The organism is Candidatus Brevundimonas colombiensis (assembly GCA_029202665.1).
Taxonomy (GTDB): Bacteria; Pseudomonadota; Alphaproteobacteria; order Caulobacterales; family Caulobacteraceae; genus Brevundimonas; species Brevundimonas colombiensis.
In genome coordinates, this window is the sequence record CP119326.1 from 292675 (window position 1) to 310287 (window position 17613).

At 68.3% G+C, this 17613-nt stretch carries 17 protein-coding genes; 9 read left to right on the forward strand and 8 right to left on the reverse strand.

Translation table 11 applies throughout. From position 1 onward, the window contains the following. Positions 1–96: 96 nt before the first annotated feature. The 4 genes from P0Y50_01260 to P0Y50_01275 all read right to left on the reverse strand — a co-directional run bounded on the left by P0Y50_01260 (position 97) and on the right by P0Y50_01275 (position 3844). Entirely contained in the window at positions 97–525 is a 429-nt protein-coding gene (locus tag P0Y50_01260) for a MucR family transcriptional regulator (GenBank protein WEK40260.1), read from the reverse strand. 151 nt (positions 526–676) lie between these two features. Then, a complete protein-coding gene (locus P0Y50_01265; protein WEK40261.1) occupies positions 677–1897 on the reverse strand; it encodes a DUF2336 domain-containing protein in 1221 nt (406 codons plus the stop codon). A 224-nt stretch (positions 1898–2121) separates the two neighbouring features. Continuing rightward, positions 2122–3102 (reverse strand): cysteine synthase A, encoded by a 981-nt coding sequence (gene cysK / locus P0Y50_01270; GenBank protein WEK40262.1) that lies wholly within the window; start codon positions 3100–3102, stop codon positions 2122–2124. A 259-nt stretch (positions 3103–3361) separates the two neighbouring features. Further along, complete coding sequence (locus P0Y50_01275; protein WEK40263.1) at positions 3362–3844, reverse strand: Lrp/AsnC family transcriptional regulator; 483 nt, start codon at positions 3842–3844, stop codon at positions 3362–3364. Between the two features lie 84 nt (positions 3845–3928). Here P0Y50_01275 and P0Y50_01280 point away from each other — a divergent pair, with 84 nt between their 5' ends. Further along, entirely contained in the window at positions 3929–4831 is a 903-nt protein-coding gene (locus P0Y50_01280) for a DMT family transporter (GenBank protein WEK40264.1), read from the forward strand. 54 nt (positions 4832–4885) lie between these two features. On the opposite strand, the gene P0Y50_01285 is transcribed toward P0Y50_01280, so the two are convergent. Then, positions 4886–6379 carry a PAS domain-containing methyl-accepting chemotaxis protein gene (locus tag P0Y50_01285; GenBank protein ID WEK40265.1) on the reverse strand — a complete coding sequence of 498 codons (1494 nt, stop codon included), beginning with the start codon at positions 6377–6379 and terminating at the stop codon, positions 4886–4888. Between the two features lie 198 nt (positions 6380–6577). Between P0Y50_01285 and fliI the strand changes: the two genes are divergently transcribed. Genes fliI through P0Y50_01300 form a run of 3 tightly spaced genes read left to right on the forward strand, consistent with a single transcriptional unit; the run spans position 6578 to position 9447 of the window. Then, positions 6578–7921, forward strand: a complete 1344-nt coding sequence (fliI, locus tag P0Y50_01290) for a flagellar protein export ATPase FliI (protein WEK40266.1) — start codon at positions 6578–6580, stop codon at positions 7919–7921. A 7-nt stretch (positions 7922–7928) separates the two neighbouring features. After that, positions 7929–8339, forward strand: a complete 411-nt coding sequence (locus P0Y50_01295; protein ID WEK40267.1) for a flagellar export protein FliJ — start codon at positions 7929–7931, stop codon at positions 8337–8339. A gap of 40 nt (positions 8340–8379) precedes the next feature. After that, on the forward strand, positions 8380–9447 hold the full coding sequence (locus P0Y50_01300; protein WEK40268.1) for an endo-1,4-beta-xylanase: 1068 nt from the start codon (positions 8380–8382) through the stop codon (positions 9445–9447). Positions 9448–9529: 82 nt separating this feature from the next. On the opposite strand, the gene P0Y50_01305 is transcribed toward P0Y50_01300, so the two are convergent. Further along, the gene (locus P0Y50_01305; protein ID WEK40269.1) at positions 9530–9802 is read right to left on the reverse strand and encodes a hypothetical protein; all 273 of its coding nucleotides are present in this window, start codon (positions 9800–9802) and stop codon (positions 9530–9532) included. Between the two features lie 193 nt (positions 9803–9995). On the opposite strand from P0Y50_01305, the gene P0Y50_01310 reads away from it, so the two are divergent. After that, positions 9996–10709 carry a response regulator transcription factor gene (locus P0Y50_01310; GenBank protein WEK40270.1) on the forward strand — a complete coding sequence of 238 codons (714 nt, stop codon included), beginning with the start codon at positions 9996–9998 and terminating at the stop codon, positions 10707–10709. Continuing rightward, complete coding sequence (locus tag P0Y50_01315; GenBank protein WEK40271.1) at positions 10697–12031, forward strand: ATP-binding protein; 1335 nt, start codon at positions 10697–10699, stop codon at positions 12029–12031. Before P0Y50_01310 ends, P0Y50_01315 begins: the two co-directional genes overlap by 13 nt. A gap of 58 nt (positions 12032–12089) precedes the next feature. Here the strand turns inward: P0Y50_01315 and P0Y50_01320 are convergent, their stop codons facing one another. Beyond that, positions 12090–12791, reverse strand: a complete 702-nt coding sequence (locus P0Y50_01320; protein WEK40272.1) for a response regulator transcription factor — start codon at positions 12789–12791, stop codon at positions 12090–12092. Between the two features lie 374 nt (positions 12792–13165). Here P0Y50_01320 and P0Y50_01325 point away from each other — a divergent pair, with 374 nt between their 5' ends. Both P0Y50_01325 and P0Y50_01330 read left to right on the forward strand, forming a co-directional pair. Further along, positions 13166–13519, forward strand: coding sequence for a chromosomal replication initiator DnaA (locus tag P0Y50_01325; GenBank protein ID WEK40273.1), 354 nt, complete (start codon positions 13166–13168; stop codon positions 13517–13519). Continuing rightward, positions 13516–14238 (forward strand): DUF6456 domain-containing protein, encoded by a 723-nt coding sequence (locus P0Y50_01330; protein WEK40274.1) that lies wholly within the window; start codon positions 13516–13518, stop codon positions 14236–14238. Before P0Y50_01325 ends, P0Y50_01330 begins: the two co-directional genes overlap by 4 nt. On the opposite strand, the gene P0Y50_01335 is transcribed toward P0Y50_01330, so the two are convergent. After that, complete coding sequence (locus P0Y50_01335) at positions 14235–15479, reverse strand: DUF1624 domain-containing protein (GenBank protein ID WEK40275.1); 1245 nt, start codon at positions 15477–15479, stop codon at positions 14235–14237. The genes P0Y50_01330 and P0Y50_01335 overlap by 4 nt on opposite strands. 48 nt (positions 15480–15527) lie before the next feature. On the opposite strand from P0Y50_01335, the gene P0Y50_01340 reads away from it, so the two are divergent. Further along, positions 15528–17612 carry a TonB-dependent siderophore receptor gene (locus P0Y50_01340; protein ID WEK40276.1) on the forward strand — a complete coding sequence of 695 codons (2085 nt, stop codon included), beginning with the start codon at positions 15528–15530 and terminating at the stop codon, positions 17610–17612. Position 17613 lies beyond the last annotated feature (1 nt).

The following is a 17613-nucleotide window of genomic DNA, read 5'->3' on the forward strand; positions in this document are numbered from 1 at the left end:
CCCCGGAACGGGGAGGGAGAAAGATCGCGCGATCCCCCAAAGCAAAACGCCCGCCTCCTTTCGGAAGCGGGCGTCTCTATACCGAGGCGTCTCGGCTTATTTCTTGACGCGCGGAGTGCGGGCGGGCTTGCGGCCGCCCTGACCCAGGCCCATCGACTTGGCCAGTTCAGAACGCGCCTTGGCGTAGTTCGGGGCCACCATGGGATAGTCTTTCGGCAGACCCCATTTGGCGCGGTATTCTTCGGGGCTCATGTCGTATTTGGTGCGCAGGTGGCGCTTCAACGACTTGAACTTGCGGCCGTCTTCCAGGCAGATCAGGAAGTCGGGGGCGATCGACTTGCGGATCGGCACCGCCGGTTCCTTGGGTTCCGGCTCGGCCTCGACCGGACCATTGGAAACGCCCGACAGGGCGGCGTGGATACTGGCGATAAGCGACGGCAGGGTCTCGGCCGAGACTGTATTGTTGCCCACATAGGCGGACACGATGTCTGCGGTCATCTCGAGCAGTTCGGGCTTATCTTCCATTCGCGTCTTCGCTTTCCTGATCTATTGCGTCCGACCGATTCCACAGCCGACACATCCTGCATCCGCTAATAGAGTTATTCGATCCCGATAGCAAACCCGCGCTTGATGACCGATCTATGCACGCTGCTGCATATATCTGTAGTGGTGAAGCTCAGCGGCCGAAGTCTTCGGCCAGGACCATCATCGCCGCGCGTTCGGGTGCCGAATATTCGTCGACCACATCGTCCTCCCCGTCGCGTATGGCGCGCAACAGACTGGGCGTCAGGGCCGAGGACAGAGACCAGTTCCAGTAACGCAGCACCGTTTGCGCCCGGTCCACGGCCAGCATTTCATAGGTGATCTGCACCCGCTCCCAATCGGGATGGATGTGGCCGTCGGCGACCGTCTCGGGCCGGCGCATCGAGCGCCACAGATTGGCCAGATCGGCGCGCGACAGGCCCGTGGCCTTGCACAAGATGGCCAGGGGCTCGCCGCCCGCATCGCCCAGCAGCTTGGCGCCCGTCAGCGGCTTGACGCCCGACAGGAAGGCGATTTCCGAGGCCGTCTCGCGCGTCAGCCCGTCGCGCCCGGCGACCATGACCGCCTGTTCCAGACTGTCGAAGGGGCTCTTGGCGATGGCGCCGCGATTGCGCTGGCGTCGCTCGATGAACTGCAGGGCCTTGCGCGCGACGGGATCGCCCCAGTCCTCGGCCGCCGCCATGCCGAACACGTCCTCGGACGCCTCCTGCATCACCTCGCGCGACACGGCGAACCTTTGCAGGATGGTGCGCCGGTCCTCCGGCCCGCACCACCAGAACATGACATAGGCGCCCGACGGTCTCAGCTCCGGGCGTTTCAGCAGGAGGCCGCACAGGCCCGGCGACTGTCGGCTCAGGCCCACCACCGCCTCGATCCCCACCTGCGACAGGCGCGCGGTGGCGTTGCGCAGCACCGCCTCCATCACCTCCATCTCGCCGAAGGAGAACAGGGTCTCGGTCACGATCTCCGACAGGCCCCGGCGGCCCGCGATCAGCAGCCGGTGATCGACGCCGGCGTCGCGCGCGCAGCCGACGATGTCCGCATCGCTGAGGGACGCGCACTGTTCGATCAGAAGGCCGGCGATCTCCACCTCGTCGCGCAGCAGGATGCGCGCCACGCTGTTGGGCAGTTCGGCCAGGGGCGCCAGGCGGGCGGCGACGCGGCGGCGCTCTTCGCGCGTGGCCAGACGCAGCATCTCGACCAGCAGATCGCCCGTCACCGCGCGTTCGAAGGCGTTGATCCGGCTGGCGGGCAGAGACACCACATCGGCCAGACGCTTCAGCAACGCCCGGCGCGCCCGCATCGGCGTTTCCGCCCCAGGCTCTTGCGCGATCATGGCTGGTTGTTCGCCCATACGTCCAATCTAGACGCGAGCGGTTAACCGGGCATGAGGGCTTCGGATGTTGTTGACCACCCCAGCCATGACCTGGATCACGAACACCCCGGCCTCGGAACCCGTGGGATCCCCGGCGCCCTGGCGAAGACGCCCGGCACGGTCAAGCCGCTCTTGACCGCCCCGGGCCGCGTCACGGCCTGTTCGAATATCGCCCCCGATGGGGCGGCCGCCGAAGACTGCGCCTACAAGCCCTCGAACAATGCGGTCGACAGATAGCGTTCGGCGAAGGAGGGGATGATGACCACGATGGTCTTGCCCGCATTCTCTTGGCGCGCCGCCAGACGGAAGGCGACGCTCAGGGCGGCGCCCGAGCTGATGCCGACCGGAATGCCTTCGACGCGCGCGGCCTTTCTGGCCATGTCGAAACTGTCGTCGTTGGACACCTGCTCCACCCCGTCCACGACCGAGGCGTCATAGATGGCGGGCGTGAAGCCCGCGCCGATGCCCTGGATCTTGTGCGGTCCCGGCTGGCCGCCCGACAGCACCGGCGACGCCTCCGGCTCCACCGCGATCATCTGGACGGACGCTTTCTTTGCCTTCAGCGCCTGGCCGACGCCGGAGATGGTGCCGCCGGTGCCGACGCCCGCGACGACGATGTCCACCGCTCCGTCGGTGTCGTTCCAGATCTCCTCGGCCGTGGTGACCCGGTGGATGGCGGGGTTGGCCAGGTTCTCGAACTGCGAGGGGCTGACGGCGTTCGGCGTCGTCTCCAGCAGCTCCTGGGCGCGGGCGATGGCGCCCTTCATGCCCTTTTCGGCCGGGGTCAACTCCAGCTGCGCGCCCAGCAGAGCCAGCATCTTGCGGCGTTCGATCGACATGCTTTCGGGCATGCACAGGATCAGCTTCAGCCCCTTGGCGGCGGCGACGAAGGCCAGGGCGATGCCGGTGTTGCCGCTGGTCGGTTCGACCAGAACCGTGTCCGCATTGATCTTGCCCGCCTGCTCCAGCGCCTCGACCATGGCCACGCCGATCCGGTCCTTGACCGAGGCGATGGGGTTGAAGAACTCCAGCTTGGCCAGGACGGTCGCCTTGGCCCCGTATTCCGCCGACAGGCGCGGCAGACGCACGATGGGCGTGTCGCCCAGGGTGTCGATGATCGAGTCATAGACCTTGCCCCGACCCGTCTTCAGGTGGCGGGAGGCGTCGTAGCTGAAGTCGGACATGGGGCGGTCTCCGAAGGGCATGTTGCAGTTGCGCTAACAGATAGGCGGAGGCTTCGATCCGCAAGGGGGCGCGGGCGAGGATTTCTGACAGGACGTCCCACCTCCGCTCTCGCCGAAGGCGCGACTCTTCTTTTCCGTCATCCTCGGGCTCGACCCGAGGACCGGGCGCCGGTCGGGCTGTGCGCCGATCCTGTCGCACGCGCGGCGGACCATCCGATCCTCGGGTCATGCCCGAGGATGACGCAACGGGCGAAACGCTCTAACGCCCCAGCACAGCCCGCGCCGGGTCGAACCCGACCACCTCGCGGATCACGATCATGCTCTTGTAGCCGCGCACGCCCTTTTCGGGGACCAGCTCGCGAATGCCGAACGCCTCGTAATCCTGCATGGAGCGGACGGCGACAGTCAGCAGATAGTCGGTTTCGCCCGTCACGTCCCAGCAGCCCTGAACCTCCGGGCTGGCCTTCATGGCCCGCTGGAAGGCGTCCATCACCTTGCGTTCCTGGGTGTTCATCTCGACCTGGACATGCAGGACGATGCGCGGCTCGATCCGCGCCGGGTCGATCATGGCCACGTCGCGTACGATCACCCCCTCGGCCCGCAGCCGCCTCAGCCGACGCAGGACCGCCGATTCCGACAGGCCGACCGCTTCGGCCGTGACCCGCGCCGGTTCCTGATTGTTGCGACGCACCCGATCCAGCAGACTGTGATCGAACGCATCCAGCGTGACGAAATTCGTCATATCATAGTCCCTGACGCCGAATTCAGGCGCATTCAGGCCGGAAATCGCCGGGAAGCGCAACCGTATTTCGGCTAGTCATCGGTCATGACCGCCGTCGCCCTGAAATCGCATCTGACATCGCCGCTGATGACGCGCCTGATCCCCTATCTGGCGCTGTTCGCAGGCATGGCCATCCTGGCCAGCGGCACCTCCTTCGCCAAGACCCTGTTCCCCGTGATCGGGGCGCAGGGCACGACCGCCTATCGCGTCGGACTGTCCGCCGTCATCCTGGTGGCGGTGTTCCGGCCCTGGCGGTTCCGCCTGACCCGCGCCGATCTGGGCGCCGTGGCGCTTTACGGGGTGGTGCTGGGGGCCATGAACCTCAGCTTCTACATGTCGCTGCGGACCATTCCGCTGGGCCTGGCCATCGCCATCGAGTTCATGGGGCCGCTGACGCTGGCGCTGCTGCATTCGCGCAAGCCGATCCATTTCGTCTGCATCGGCTTCGCGGCGCTGGGACTGGGGCTTCTGTTGCCGCTGAAGGGCGGCGCCGGCGCGCTCGATCCGGTCGGCATGGGCCTGGCCGCCTTCGCGGGCCTGTGCTGGGCGCTCTATATCGTCTTCGGCAAGCGGCTGTCGCACCTGCACGCCGGTCAGTCGGTGGCCCTGGGCATGAGCGTGGCGGCCATGGTCGTGGTGCCGTTCGGCGTGGCCCACGCCGGGATGGCGCTGTTTAACCCGGCCATCGTCTTGGCGGGAGTGGCGGTGGCGATCTTCTCCAGCGCCCTGCCCTATTCGCTGGAGATGGTGGCCCTGCGCGCCATTCCCAAACGCACCTTCGGCGTGGTGCTCAGCATCGAACCGGCGGTCGGCGCCCTGGCCGGTCTGGTCATCCTGCACGAGCATCTGACCGGCCAGCAATGGCTGGCCATCGCCGCCATCGTGGCCGCCTCGGTCGGCGCCATCGCCACGACGCGCGAACCGCAGACGGGTCCGGAACCAGTTTAGGGCGCTTCTGTCCGCTCATCCCGGCGAAGGCGGGGACGAGCGGACATCAGAGAGTCAGAACTCCTCCCACTCCTGACTGACCGCCGTCGCGGCGCCGCCCGCGGCATAGGCGCGGATGCGGGCGCGTTCGCGGGCCAGGGGAACGGGGCCGGACGCCTGCGTCAGATGGTGAACCTGGGTCTTGACCGGCGCATCGCCCGTATCGAACCGTTCGACCAGTTGCGCCAGCTGGTCCGTTTCGGTCTTCAGGCTCATCGCCGCCGCCGTCGTCTGTTCGACCATGGCGGCGTTCTGCTGCGTGACCTGGTCCATCTGGTTGACGGCGCTGTTGACCTGGCTGAGGCCGGTCGCCTGTTCCTGGGCCGATGCGGCGATCTCGGAGACCAGGGCGTCCATCTCGGCCACCTTGACCGCGATGGCTTCCAGCGCCGCGCCAGTTTCGTTGACCAGCCGCACCCCTTGCGACACCTCCTGGCCCGAGGTGGTGATCAGGGTCTTGATCTCCTTGGCCGCCTCGGCCGAGCGTTGGGCCAGGGCGCGAACCTCGGACGCCACGACGGCGAAACCGCGTCCCGCCTCGCCCGCCCGCGCCGCCTCGACCCCCGCATTCAGGGCCAGCAGATTGGTCTGGAAGGCGATTTCGTCGATCACGCCGATGATGTCGCTGATCTGGGTCGAGCTGCGTCTGATGCCGTCCATGGCCGCCACGGCCTGACGCACCACCTCGGACGACCGATCCGCCTCGGTGCGGGCGCCGGCGGCGGCGGCCGAGGCCTGGCGCGCGCCGTCCGCGCTGCGTTTGACGGTGGCGGTGATCTGATCCAACGCCGCCGCCGTCTCTTCCAGACTGGCGGCCTGCTGTTCGGTGCGCCGCGACAGGTCGTCCGAGGCGCTGGAGATTTCACCCACCCCGCCGCGCAGGGCGCCGATGGCCCCCAGCGCCTGACCCAGGGTCTGACGCAGGCTCTCGACCGCGGCGTTGTAGTCGTCGCGCACGCGCAGATGCGCCCCCTCGACCGGCGCGTCGATGCGCGCGGTCAGGTCGCCCGCCGACAGCCGCGCCAGCACCCCGGCCAGGGCCTCGACCAGCACGGTCTGGGCCTGTTCCGCCGCGATGCGCGCCGCCTCGCGCCGGGCCGCATCCTGCTCGTGGTCGGTGATGTCGATGGCCAGTTTGATCACCTTCACCGGCCGGCCGTCGGCGCCGAAGACCGGGTTGTAGGACGCCTGCAGCCAGACCTCGCGCCCGCCCTTGGCCAGCCGTCGGAACTTGCGCGCCATGAACTGGCCGGCGTTCAGTTCGCGCCAGAAGGCCGAATAGTCGGGCGCCGCCGCCTCGGCCGGGTCCATGAACTGGCGGTGATGGGCGCCGCGGATTTCCTCCAGCGTGTAGCCCATGGTGGTCAGAAAGTTCTGGTTGGCGTCGATGATGGCGCCGTCCATGTTGAACTCGATCACCGCCTGGGATCGGCCGATGGCGGCCATCTTGCCGTCCAGATCGGCCAGCCGGGCCTGTTGATCCGATTGCGCGCGTCGTTTGGTGAACATCCCGACCCTCTTGGATTGCGATGAACGCAACTTGCGCCTCAAACCTTGCGAAAGCGTTTCTCGCAAAGGTTGTGAAGCTTGGCTGTTATTGCGGCATAGCTTCATCATGAGTTGCAGATCCCCCATCCGGTCGGGCGGGCTTCACCGGTCGTTAACCACGATGGCGCATCTGGTTGAGAGCTGTTCCTGGGGTCCCGTTTGCGCAATCTCGTCGCCGCCGTCGAAGCGATCGACCCGCTGGTCGTGACCGGCAAGGTGGCGGGCGTGTCGGGCCTGCTGATCGAATCGCGCGGCGGCCTGTCGCGCCTGGCGGTCGGCGCCCGGGCCGAGATCGGGCGGCGCGGACAGGCGCCCCTGCCGGCCGAGGTCGTGGGCTTCCGCGATTCAAAGGCCCTGCTGATGCCGTTCGGCCCGGTCGAGGGCGTGGCCCCCGGCGCCGACATCCGCATCATCGATCAGGCCGCCAGCGTCAGGCCCACCACCGCCTGGCTGGGCCGCATCATCGACGCCTTCGGCCAGCCCATCGACGGCAAGGGGCCATTACCCCAGGGTCCTGCCCCCTATCCCCTGCGCGCGCCCCCGCCCCCGGCCCATTCACGCGGCCGGGTCGGCGAGCGGCTGGACCTGGGCGTGCGGGCCATGGACGTCTTCACCACCACCTGCCGGGGCCAGCGTCTGGGCATCTTCGCCGGGTCGGGCGTGGGCAAGTCGGTGCTTCTGTCGATGCTGGCGAAAGAGGCGACCTGCGACGCGGTCGTGGTCGGCCTGATCGGCGAACGGGGCCGAGAGGTGCGCGAGTTCGTGGAGGAGACTTTAGGCGAAGAGGGGCTGAAACGCGCCGTCGTGGTGGTCGCCACCAGCGACGAACCGGCCCTGAAGCGCCGCCAGTCCGCCTATATGACCATGGCCATCGCCGAGTTCCTGCGCGATCAGGATCTGGAGGTGCTGTGCTTGATGGACAGTGTCACCCGCTTCGCCATGGCCCAGCGCGAGATCGGCCTGGCGGCGGGCGAACCCCCGACGACCAAGGGCTATACCCCCACCGTCTTCACCGAACTGCCCAAACTGCTGGAGCGGGCCGGGCCGGGACCGATCCGCCCGGACGGCACGACGGCGGCGCCGATCACCGCCCTGTTCACCGTGCTGGTGGACGGCGGCGACCACGACGAACCGATCGCCGACGCGGTGCGAGGCATTCTGGACGGCCACATCGTCATGGACCGCAAGATCGCCGAGCGCGGGCGTTTCCCCGCCATCGACGTACTGAAATCCGTCAGCCGCACCCTGCCCGGCTGTCAGACCCCGCCCGAGCGCGAGTTGAACAAGCGCGCGCGCCAATGCCTGTCGGCCTATGCCAATATGGAAGAGCTGATCAAGATCGGCGCCTACCGGACCGGCGCCGACCCCATCGTGGACCGGGCCATCGCCCTGAATCCGGCGCTGGAGGACTTCCTGGGTCAGGACAAGGACGACGCGACCCGTCTTTCCGATTCCTTTACCCGGCTGGAAGCAATCCTGAGCCAAGGCATGATCAGAGAGTGACGACGAAATGACCGCTTGGGCCCAATCCCTGATCCGCATCTCCAACTATGAGGTCGAGACGCTGCAGAAGCGCCTGGCCGAGATCGCCGAACGCCGCAGCCAGGCCGAGGTCCGCATCGCCGTTCTGGACGCCGAGGCCGAGGGCGAGCGCGACCGCGCCCGTCTGGACGCCGAGGCCGGCATGATGCTGGGCGCCTATCTGAACGGCTGGAAGGCCCGCAAGGCCAAGGCCGAGGGCGACCTGACCGTGCTGGACGCCGAGGAAGCCGGCGCCCGCGACGCCCTGACCGGCGCCTTCGAAGAGCTGAAAAAGTTCGAACACGTCGCCGAAACGACCCGGCTGAACCAGCTGGTCGCCATCGCCAAGCGCGAAACCGCCGCCTTCGACGAAATGGGCCTGCGCAAACGTGCGGTCTGACAGGCGACAATCTCCCTCCCCCTGCGGGCGAGGGAGAACCTTGACCCCGACCCGCCGCGCCCTCCTCGCTGCGCCCCTCGCTCTCGCCGCCTGCGACCGGTTCGCCTCGGCCGAGGCCAGCCCGCCGAATGTCCCGCCGCTGAAATCCGTCGCCCCCGCCCCCTTCGGCACGGCGATCAAGGCCAGCCAGATCGACGACCCGGACTGGGTCGCCCTGGCGCGCGCCAACGTCTCCCAGCTGACGCCGGAATGGGAGATGAAGATGGAATATATCCTGGCGAACGGCCTGGACCGCCCCGACTTCGACCGGTCCGACCGTATCGCCGCCTTCGCCCAGGCCGAGGGCATGGCGATGCACGGCCACACCCTGATCTGGTACGCGCAAGGAAAAGAGGCGTTCGCCGGACTGTCGGGCGCCGCCTTCGACCGCGCCTTCGACGGCTATATCGCGACGGTCGCCGGCCGTTATCGCGGCAAGGTCCGCAGCTGGGACGTGGTCAACGAGCCGATCCTGGACGACGGATCGGGGATGCGCGACTGCCACTGGAGCGCCCGTTACGGCCACGACGGCTATATCCTGCGCGCCTTCGAACAGGCGCGGGCGGCCGATCCCGAGGCGGTGCTGTTCCTGAACGACTACAATCAGGAAAGCGTGCCGGCCAAAGGCGCCCAGTTCCTGAAACTGGTCGAACGCCTGCTGAAGGCCGGCTGTCCGCTGCAGGGGCTGGGGCTGCAATCGCACCTGTGGATCGACATCAAGCCCGGCGTCATCGCCGCCTTCATGCGCGAGGCGGCCCAGTTCGGCCTGCCCATCCATGTGTCGGAGCTGGACTGCACCCTGCGCACCGAGGACCGGCTGGATTTGCGCAGCCAGGGCGAACGCATCACCGCCCAGTCCGCGCGCGTCACGGAACTGGCCCAGGCCTTCGCCGCCCTGCCCAGGGCCCAGCAGTTCGCCTTCACCGTCTGGGGCCTGCGCGATGCCGACAGCTGGTACAGGCAGGGCGACAAGGACGACGGTCGGGACAGGCCCCTGCCCTTCGACAGCTTCGGCCGCCCCAATCCGATGGCGGCGGCGCTGGCGGCGGGGTTCGGATCGCCGCGCTAAGCGCCGCTCTGGCGGGGGCGGACAGCAAAACGCCCACCGATCCTTGGACCGATGGACGTTCCGGGGGGAAGGCGCGTAGTCCTTACTTTTTCTTCGGCGCCGGAGCCGGCGTTTGAGCCGGACCGGCGCGGTGGCCGCGCGCGTTATGCGCCGACGCACCCGTCGAGGGCGCAGGCGCAGGGGTGGCGCGCGGAGCGGTCGTCGACGGACGAGCGGGCGATGTCGTGGACGAAGCGGCGGGCGAAGTCGCGGACTGGCGGCTGGAAGCCGCCTGAGTGGCGGCGAACGCCGAGCCGCTGGTCAGACCGACAAGCGCGACGGCGGACAGGGCGGCGGCGGTGCGGAAGGACGTCATGGGGGTGTCTCCCTTGAGAAGGACGTTCGACGATATGTCGGACGCCTTTTGTTTCGCGCCAGGTTCCGGCGGGTTAAGGACCGAGCCGTGTCGCAAAGTATCGAGGCCGCCCGGATTTGTGTCCGATTGTGTCCGCCGCGCTTTGGCCATGAGGCGGATGGACAAGTGAGGTCTCACGTCACCTGGCCCTCCGATGTCTCAACCGGCCGCTCCCGTTCTGCTGATCGTCGACGACGATCGCGACATTCGAAATCTGTTGGCTGACCACCTGGAGCAGCACGGTTTCCGCACCTTGAAGGCGGCGAACGGCAAGGCGATGCAGGCGGCGCTGGACGCGGGGCCGGTCAATCTGGTCGTGCTGGACCTGAACCTGCCGGATGAGGACGGGCTGCGCCTGTGCCGCTCCATCCGCGCCGCCTCCCTGATCCCGGTCATCATATTGACGGCGCGAGGCGACCCCATCGACCGGATACTGGGGCTGGAAATGGGGGCCGACGACTATATGGCCAAACCCTTCGAGCCGCGCGAACTGGTCGCGCGCATCCGCACGGTCCTGCGGCGCGCCGATGGGGCCAGGGATACGGCCGAAAGCCGCCACGCGGACTTCGCCGGCTGGTCCCTGGACATCGCCACACGGTCGCTGACGGCGCCGGACGGACGGCTGGCGCCCCTGTCGAGCGCGGACTTCGACCTGCTTCACGCCTTGATCCGAAACGGCGGCAAGGCCATTTCGCGCGAGCGCATACGCGCCCTTTCGACCATAGCCGACACGGACGATCGCGCCGTCGACCTGCGAGTGAGCCGTCTGCGTCAGAAGCTGGGCGATGACGCCAGGAACCCGACCTTGATCCGCACCGTGCGCAATCTGGGCTATATGCTGTCGGGAACGGTGACATGGCGGGCCTGAGGCCGCGCCGCGCGGGAAACGAGACAACCCGCCTTTTCCTGCTCCTGCTTATCGGCGCCCTGCTGGCGGCGGGCGTCACCTTCGCGGCGCTGAGCTTCAGTCATCGCAAGGGCCTGTCGGAATCGCACGACTTCGTCACGGCCGAAAGAATCGTCGACCTGGCGGGCTCCAGCGCCGACCCGGCCGCCGCCCTGTCCATGGGCTTGCCGCCAGCCGACGGGCTCAGGCTGGGTGCGGCCGATGCGGCCCTGACGCAGGCCGTGACGGCCGCGTTCAAGCGGCGCGGCATAGAGGGCGTGGCGCTCAAGGCCTATAGGGCGCCGCTGATCGCCTGCGGCGGCGTGACGGCGCATATGCGGTGCCGAATCCTGGTCCTCAGTCCTCACGGCCAGCCGGACGCCCAGGTGGCCATCAGCCTGCCGGCCAATCCGCGTCCCTGGAGCCTGAGCCCCGAAGCCGCCGCCCTGCTGGCCCTCGGTCTGGCGGGCGTGCTGCTGACCGGCTGGATGGCCTCGCGTCTGGCCGCCGGACCGCTGAACCGCCTGTCGGAAGGCGCCGTCGCCTTGAGCCACGATCTGGATCGGCCGCCGCTGATCGAGGAGGGCGCGCGCGAGGTGCGCCAGGCCACCGTGGCGCTAAACGCCATGCAGACCCGGCTCAAGGCTCTGATTGAAGAGCGCACCCGCGTCCTGGCCGCCGTGGCCCACGACCTCCAGACGCCCCTGACCCGGATGCGGCTGCGCATAGAGAAGGTCGACGACGCGGACCTTCGCGCCCAGCTGGTCAAGGATATGGCCGCCATGCAGCATCTGGTGCGCGAGGGGCTGGATCTGGCCCGCATCGAGACGACGGTCGAGGACGCGGTTCCCGTCGATCTGGACGCCCTGTTGTCCGCCCTGTGCGAGGACGCCGCCGACGCGGGTCAGCCCGTCGTCTTCGTCCACGGCTGCGGCGCGGTGATCCGCACCCGACCGCAGGCGCTGCGCCGCTGCGTGACGAACCTGGTCGACAACGCGGTGCGGCATGGCGGCGACGCCCAGGTGTCCGCCGTGCGCCACGCCTCGGACGTGCGCCTGACGGTCCGCGACCATGGTCCCGGCGTCCCCGGCGACCAGATCCCCCGCCTGTTCGAGCCGTTCCAGCGCATGGACCCGTCCCGCTCACGCGACAGCGGCGGTTCGGGCCTGGGCCTGACCATCGCCCGCCGCATGGCGGAACGCGCGGGCGCGCGCCTGACCCTGACGAACGCCGACGGCGGCGGCCTGATCGCCATCCTGGCCTTCGACGCCCCAGAGCGGCAACAGGGTCGATGGAGCGCCTGAACGCAGAACGCCCGCCGTTTCCGGCGGGCGTTTCGTCATTTCGGCATCGAAAGATCGATCAGGCGGCGACGGTGACGACGCTCTCTGACGGGTCGCGCAGGACGTAGCCGCGACCCCAGACGGTTTCGATATAGTGTTTGCCGTCGGCGGCGGTGGCCAGCTTCTTGCGCAGTTTGCAGATGAAGACGTCGATGATCTTCAGCTCGGGCTCGTCCATGCCGCCGTACAGGTGGTTCAGGAACATTTCCTTGGTCAGGGTGGTGCCCTTGCGCAGGCTCAGCAGCTCCAGCATCTGATATTCCTTGCCGGTCAGATGCACGCGGTGTCCGTTCACCTCGACCGTCTTGGCGTCCAGGTTCACGGCGATCTCGCCGGTGTGGATGATGGCCTGGGCGTGACCCTTGGAGCGGCGGACCACGGCGTGGGTGCGCGCGATCAGCTCGTCCTTATGGAAGGGCTTGGTCATATAGTCGTCGGCGCCGCCGCCGAAGGTCTTGACCTTGGTTTCGATCTCGTGGCTGCCCGACAGGATCATGACGGGGGTGTTGACCTTGCCCACGCGCAGCTGGCGCAGGACCTCTAGGCCGCTCATGTCCGGCAGGTTCAGGTCAAGAAGAATGAGGTCGTAGTCATAGATCTTGCCCAGATCGATGCCTTCTTCACCCAGGTCGGTCGTGTAGACGTTGAAGCCTTCCGACTTCAGCATCAGTTCGATGCTTTGGGCAGTTGCGTGATCGTCTTCAATCAACAGGACGCGCATTCGTGCCCCTCCAGGCCATAGCTTTGCGGTAACCACCCTGGCATACGGCCGGGTAACCTTGTTCGCAGGTTAAGACGTGAAAACCTTAAGAAGGGTTAACGCCATTCGATTGAGTCGAATCTAGGCTGATTTGCGAATCGGCGTCGAGTGGGCCGAGTCAAGGATTCGAAATTTATTAACCATGTCCGCCGCCCGCGCGGCCCGGCCGCGCGCCGCGACCGCCTCTCAGCCAGCCTATCGCCAAACCCACAACCTCAAGGCGGTTAAGACGCCACGACCGATTTTGACGTCAGATAGGCTTTTATTCCTATCACGAGGTCGGGGCGCCTTATGGTGCGGGCCTTGGGTTCAGAAGAACAGGGAGGGCGTTCGCCTTGGAAGACTATATCGTGCCGGTCAGCGAGGATGATCGGATCAAGGCCGGGCTGGCCATCCATCTGGTCGCCGCGCGGACGGGCGCGCGCCCGTCGCAGATGATCGGCCGGGGCCGGATGCATCCGCGCACCGCCCGCCCGCGCTGGGTGGCCATGTATCTGTCGCACGTCGCCTTCGGCTGGACGCTGGAGCGGGTCAGCCATGTCTTCGGGGTCAATCGCGCCAGCGTCGGGGCCGCCTGCCGCTGGGTGGAGGACGAGCGGGACCGGCGCACCCTGGACGACCTGCTCAACGATCTGGAGACCTGCATCCAGGCCCTCTATGAGCGGCCCGTCCTGGATCTGGCCCGATGAGCCGCGTCGTGGAGCGGGCGCGCAACCTGATGACCCGCCCTGGCGCCTGGCTGGCCCAGGATGCGCAGGGCGCCTATGCGCTGCGGCTGTCGGCGGATCGGCGCAGCCGGGTCAGCCTGACCCTGAACGAGGACGAGTTCCGCGCCCTGATCGACCGCCCCGGCCTGCGCGCCCGGCCCGGCGGCGGCTGGCGGACGCGTCCGGCCGGAGAGGCGGCGGCGACGGCTTCGGCCCCGCCCGGTCGGCCGGGCGTCATCCTGGGCGAACGCGACCTGATCCAGCCCGACGGGCGGGTGGCCAGGCGGACGGCCAATCTGGGCGAAAGCCCCATCGCCTGGCTGGCGCGGCGAAAGGACGTCTCGGGCCGCCCCTGGCTGACGCCGGCCGAGGCGGCGGCGGGTGAACGTCTGCGGCGCGAAGCCGAGTTCGCCCTGCGCGGTCCGTCCCTGACCATGCGCTGGGACGCCCTGCCGACGTCAGGCGCCGGAACCGCCGCGCGGCTGGAGCCCGGCGACCGCGCCCTGTCGGCCTCGCGCCGGGTGGAGGCCGCGCTGACCGCCGTCGGCCCGCGCCTGCGCCCCATGCTGAACCGCATCTGCATCCACGGCGACAGCCTGCAACTGGCCGAAACCGGCCTGGGCCTGCGCCGCCGCCAGGGCAAGACGGTGCTGAAACACGCGCTGCAGGCCCTTGCCGAACACTATGGCATCGGCGTCTAGAGGTATTTCATCCAGGGCTGGCCGCTGGTCCGCTTGATCCGGGCGAACCAGCGGCAGGCGAACCAGCAGGGAATGGCGACGATCGCCGCCAGCGCCCAGAGCCAGCCCACGCCCGGCACGGCGAACCCGTCCCCCTGATTGGCCCCGAAGACCGCGAGCGACCCCCGTTGCAGCAGATGCAGGGCGTAGAGGTGGATCAGATAGAAGAACAAGGGCGCCGCGCCGAACACGGCCAGCAGGCCGATCAGCCGATCCGACGCCCGCTCCAGCCCCGCCAGCAGCAGGGCGCCGACCCCCAGCGTCAGCAGGATGAAATCGGCGGACGGCGGATATTTGGTCAGGTTCAGCACGCTCATCGCCGTCTGCAGCGGCGTCGCCTGAACGGCCCACGGCGTCGGATCGCCATAGAGGTTGAGGACGCGCAGGATCGCGAACAGGGCCAGGGCCGACAGCCCCGTCGCCGCCAGACGTCTGATCCGCAGCCCCTGCGGCCCTGCGAACCAAGGCCCGACGCCATAGCCCAGGGCGATGACGCCGATCCACGGCAACAGCGGATAGGAGGTCCGGGCCTGCTCGACCCCCAGCCCCAACCCGGACAGATCGATGAAGCCTCGCTCGTGCAGGATGGCCCAAAGCGCATGGCCCGCCTGTCCCGGCGCGATGCTGATCGGATCCAGCAGATTGTGGCCCAGGACGATGATCAGTCCGACCCCGATCAGCGCCGGGCGGGGCAGATGCACCAGAGCCGCCAGGGCGATCATCGACAGGCCGATGACCCAGATCACCTGAAGATAGATCGTCTGCGGGCTCAGCGAGAAGGTCCAGGCGAAACTGACCACCGTCAGTTCCAGCGCCACCAGGAACAGACCCCGCTTCAGCAGAAAGCCGGACGCGGCCCGCGCCCGGTCCCCGCCCCTGGCGGTCTTGTCCGCATAGAGCCAGGCCCCCAGCCCGGTCAGGGCGACGAACACCGGGGCGCACAGATGGGCCGACAGCCGGGTGAAGAACAGGCCGGGCGCGGTCGTCGACACGTCCATCGGGTCCGAGACCTGGGCGTGGATGAAGAAGAACTCCCGCGCATGGTCCACCAGCATCAGCAGGATGACTAGTCCCCGCAGGGCGTCGATGGAGCGGATGCGGGCGCCCACGCCTGCCAGGGCGAGGGCGGGCCGGGAAACGGCAGGGGCCGGGGCAGGGGCAGGGGCGGAGGGCGAAAGCGTCGCAGCGGTTGACAGCGTCATGCCCAAGCGGATAGCCGATATAGTATAACGTTTCAAACGGAGCCTGACTTGTCCCTGCTTTCGAGCTGCGCCGGCGCCTGCCTGCTGGCCGCCGCCCAACCGTCCGTGGCTCTTGCGGCTCCAGCGCCGGAAGCCGCCGCCGAACCGGCCGCCTTGAGCGAAATCGTCGTCCTGGGCCGCCGCACGGCGCCGCGCGACCGGACCCTGGGCGCCGGACGCGACACCGAGACCATGTCCCCGTCCAGCCGCTCGATCGAGAACGACCTGATCCTGGCGGTCGGCGCCACCCGCCTGGCCGATGCGCTGGAGCTGGTCAGCGGCGTCAGCCAGCAGAACAATCGCGGCGGCGTGATGGACAATTTCGCCATCCGCGGCTTTCTGGGCACGCCCGACGGCGGGGCGGAATATTACGTCGACGGCTTCCTGGCCAATCGCGGCATGGCCCCGCCGCGCGACCCGGCCACGGCCGAACGGATAGAGGTGCTGAAGGGGCCGTCCGGCGCCCTGTTCGGCGACATCGACCCGGCCGGTCGGGTCAATCTGGTGTCCAAGACGCCCAGGTTCACGACCGGGGCGGCGTTCACCGCGACCGTCGGCTCCTTCGGACTGCGGCGCGGCGAGCTGGACGTCACCGGCCCGTTGCACGAGACCCTGGCCGGGCGGCTGATCCTGGCGGGCGAGACCAGCACGGGCTGGCGCGACCGCGTCGGGCTGGACCGCACCGTGGTCGCTCCCTCCCTGACGTGGCGGCCCAATGCGGACCTGCGCCTGACCTATGTGGGCGAGTTCACCACCTTCACCACCCTGTTCGACCGGGGAATGCCGGCCATCAAGGGCGACGCCCTGGCCCTGCCGGAATCCAACTATTACGGCGAGCCGGGCGACGGCCCGACCCGGTTCCGCAACGAACGGCATCAGATCACGGGCGAATACGCCCTGAACGGCGCCTGGAGCCTGAACGGCGGCGTCGCCTGGCGCGGCGGTTCGCTGAGGGGTCTGTCCAGCGATCAGTCCCGCCTGGTCGGCGACCAGCTGTGGCGCCAGCGCCGGGGCCGCGACTTCTCCGTCGAGGACCTGTCGGCGCGGCTGGAGCTGAACGGCGTGGTCGCGGCGGGCGTCGGCGTTCACAACCTGGCCTTCGGCGCCAAGGCCTATAGGCTGACCTATGGCGAGAAGTGGCTGCGGATCAATCCGACGGCGGCCAACCCCTATCCGATCGACGTCTTCAACCCGGTCTATGGGGCCGTTCCGGCGCCCACCCCCCTGCCCTTCACCGACAATCTGGAAACGCGCGAGGTCGTGACCCTGTACGCCCAGGACCTGTGGGAGGTGAACGATCGCCTCAGCCTGTCGGCGGGCCTGCGCCTGGACGACTATGACCAGCGCATCCGCAACAACCGGACCGGCGCGGTGGGTCAGGCGTCGGACACGCCGTTCGACTATCGTTTCGCCGCCCGTTACCGCCTGACAGACAACCTCACCGCCCACGCCAGCTATGGCCGGTCGTTCGTGTTGAATTCAGGCACGGGCCGCGACGGCGCGGGCTTCGCGCCCGAAAAGGGCCAGGGCTATGAGATCGGTCTGGCCGGCGCCTGGGACGGGCTGGACCTGGCCGCGACGGTGTTCGACATCAAGAAGTCCGACATCCTGACCACCGATCCGGTCGATTCCAACTATCTGGCCCCGGTGGGCAAGCTGACCACGCGCGGGATCGAGCTGGACGGGTCGCTGCGCCTGGACGACGCCTGGCAGGTGGTGGCCAACTACAGCTGGACCGACGCCAAGGCCGACGACAGCCGCTTCGCCAGCGACGCGGTGCTGAACGTGCCCGAACACTCAGGCTCGCTGTTAGCCATCGGCCGCTTCCCCACCGCCCACGGCACGGACTGGTCGGTGATGGCGGGCGCGGCCTATGTCGGCGACCGCGCCGGCGCCTTGGCCGATCCGGTCAGACTGCCCGCCTATTGGAAGGCCAAGGCGGCGCTGGACTATGGGCTGACGCGCCAGGTCACGGCGCGGGTCGAGGTCGACAACCTGTTCGACGAACGCTACGCCGCCAGCTCCTACAGCAACCTGTGGATCTTCCCCGGCGCCCCGCGCAGCATCCGGGCGTCGCTGAGGATCGCGCTGTAAC

What these genes read in the sequence shown, in the direction of transcription:
- P0Y50_01260 (WEK40260.1), bottom strand. Translation starts at nt 525, where the DNA reads ATGGAAGATAAGCCCGAACTGCTCGAGATGACCGCAGACATCGTGTCC.
- P0Y50_01265 (WEK40261.1), bottom strand. Translation starts at nt 1,897, where the DNA reads ATGGGCGAACAACCAGCCATGATCGCGCAAGAGCCTGGGGCGGAAACG.
- cysK (WEK40262.1), bottom strand. Translation starts at nt 3,102, where the DNA reads ATGTCCGACTTCAGCTACGACGCCTCCCGCCACCTGAAGACGGGTCGG.
- P0Y50_01275 (WEK40263.1), bottom strand. Translation starts at nt 3,844, where the DNA reads ATGACGAATTTCGTCACGCTGGATGCGTTCGATCACAGTCTGCTGGAT.
- P0Y50_01280 (WEK40264.1), top strand. Translation starts at nt 3,929, where the DNA reads ATGACCGCCGTCGCCCTGAAATCGCATCTGACATCGCCGCTGATGACG.
- P0Y50_01285 (WEK40265.1), bottom strand. Translation starts at nt 6,379, where the DNA reads ATGTTCACCAAACGACGCGCGCAATCGGATCAACAGGCCCGGCTGGCC.
- P0Y50_01295 (WEK40267.1), top strand. Translation starts at nt 7,929, where the DNA reads ATGACCGCTTGGGCCCAATCCCTGATCCGCATCTCCAACTATGAGGTC.
- P0Y50_01305 (WEK40269.1), bottom strand. Translation starts at nt 9,802, where the DNA reads ATGACGTCCTTCCGCACCGCCGCCGCCCTGTCCGCCGTCGCGCTTGTC.
- P0Y50_01310 (WEK40270.1), top strand. Translation starts at nt 9,996, where the DNA reads ATGTCTCAACCGGCCGCTCCCGTTCTGCTGATCGTCGACGACGATCGC.
- P0Y50_01315 (WEK40271.1), top strand. Translation starts at nt 10,697, where the DNA reads ATGGCGGGCCTGAGGCCGCGCCGCGCGGGAAACGAGACAACCCGCCTT.
- P0Y50_01320 (WEK40272.1), bottom strand. Translation starts at nt 12,791, where the DNA reads ATGCGCGTCCTGTTGATTGAAGACGATCACGCAACTGCCCAAAGCATC.
- P0Y50_01330 (WEK40274.1), top strand. Translation starts at nt 13,516, where the DNA reads ATGAGCCGCGTCGTGGAGCGGGCGCGCAACCTGATGACCCGCCCTGGC.
- P0Y50_01335 (WEK40275.1), bottom strand. Translation starts at nt 15,479, where the DNA reads ATGACGCTGTCAACCGCTGCGACGCTTTCGCCCTCCGCCCCTGCCCCT.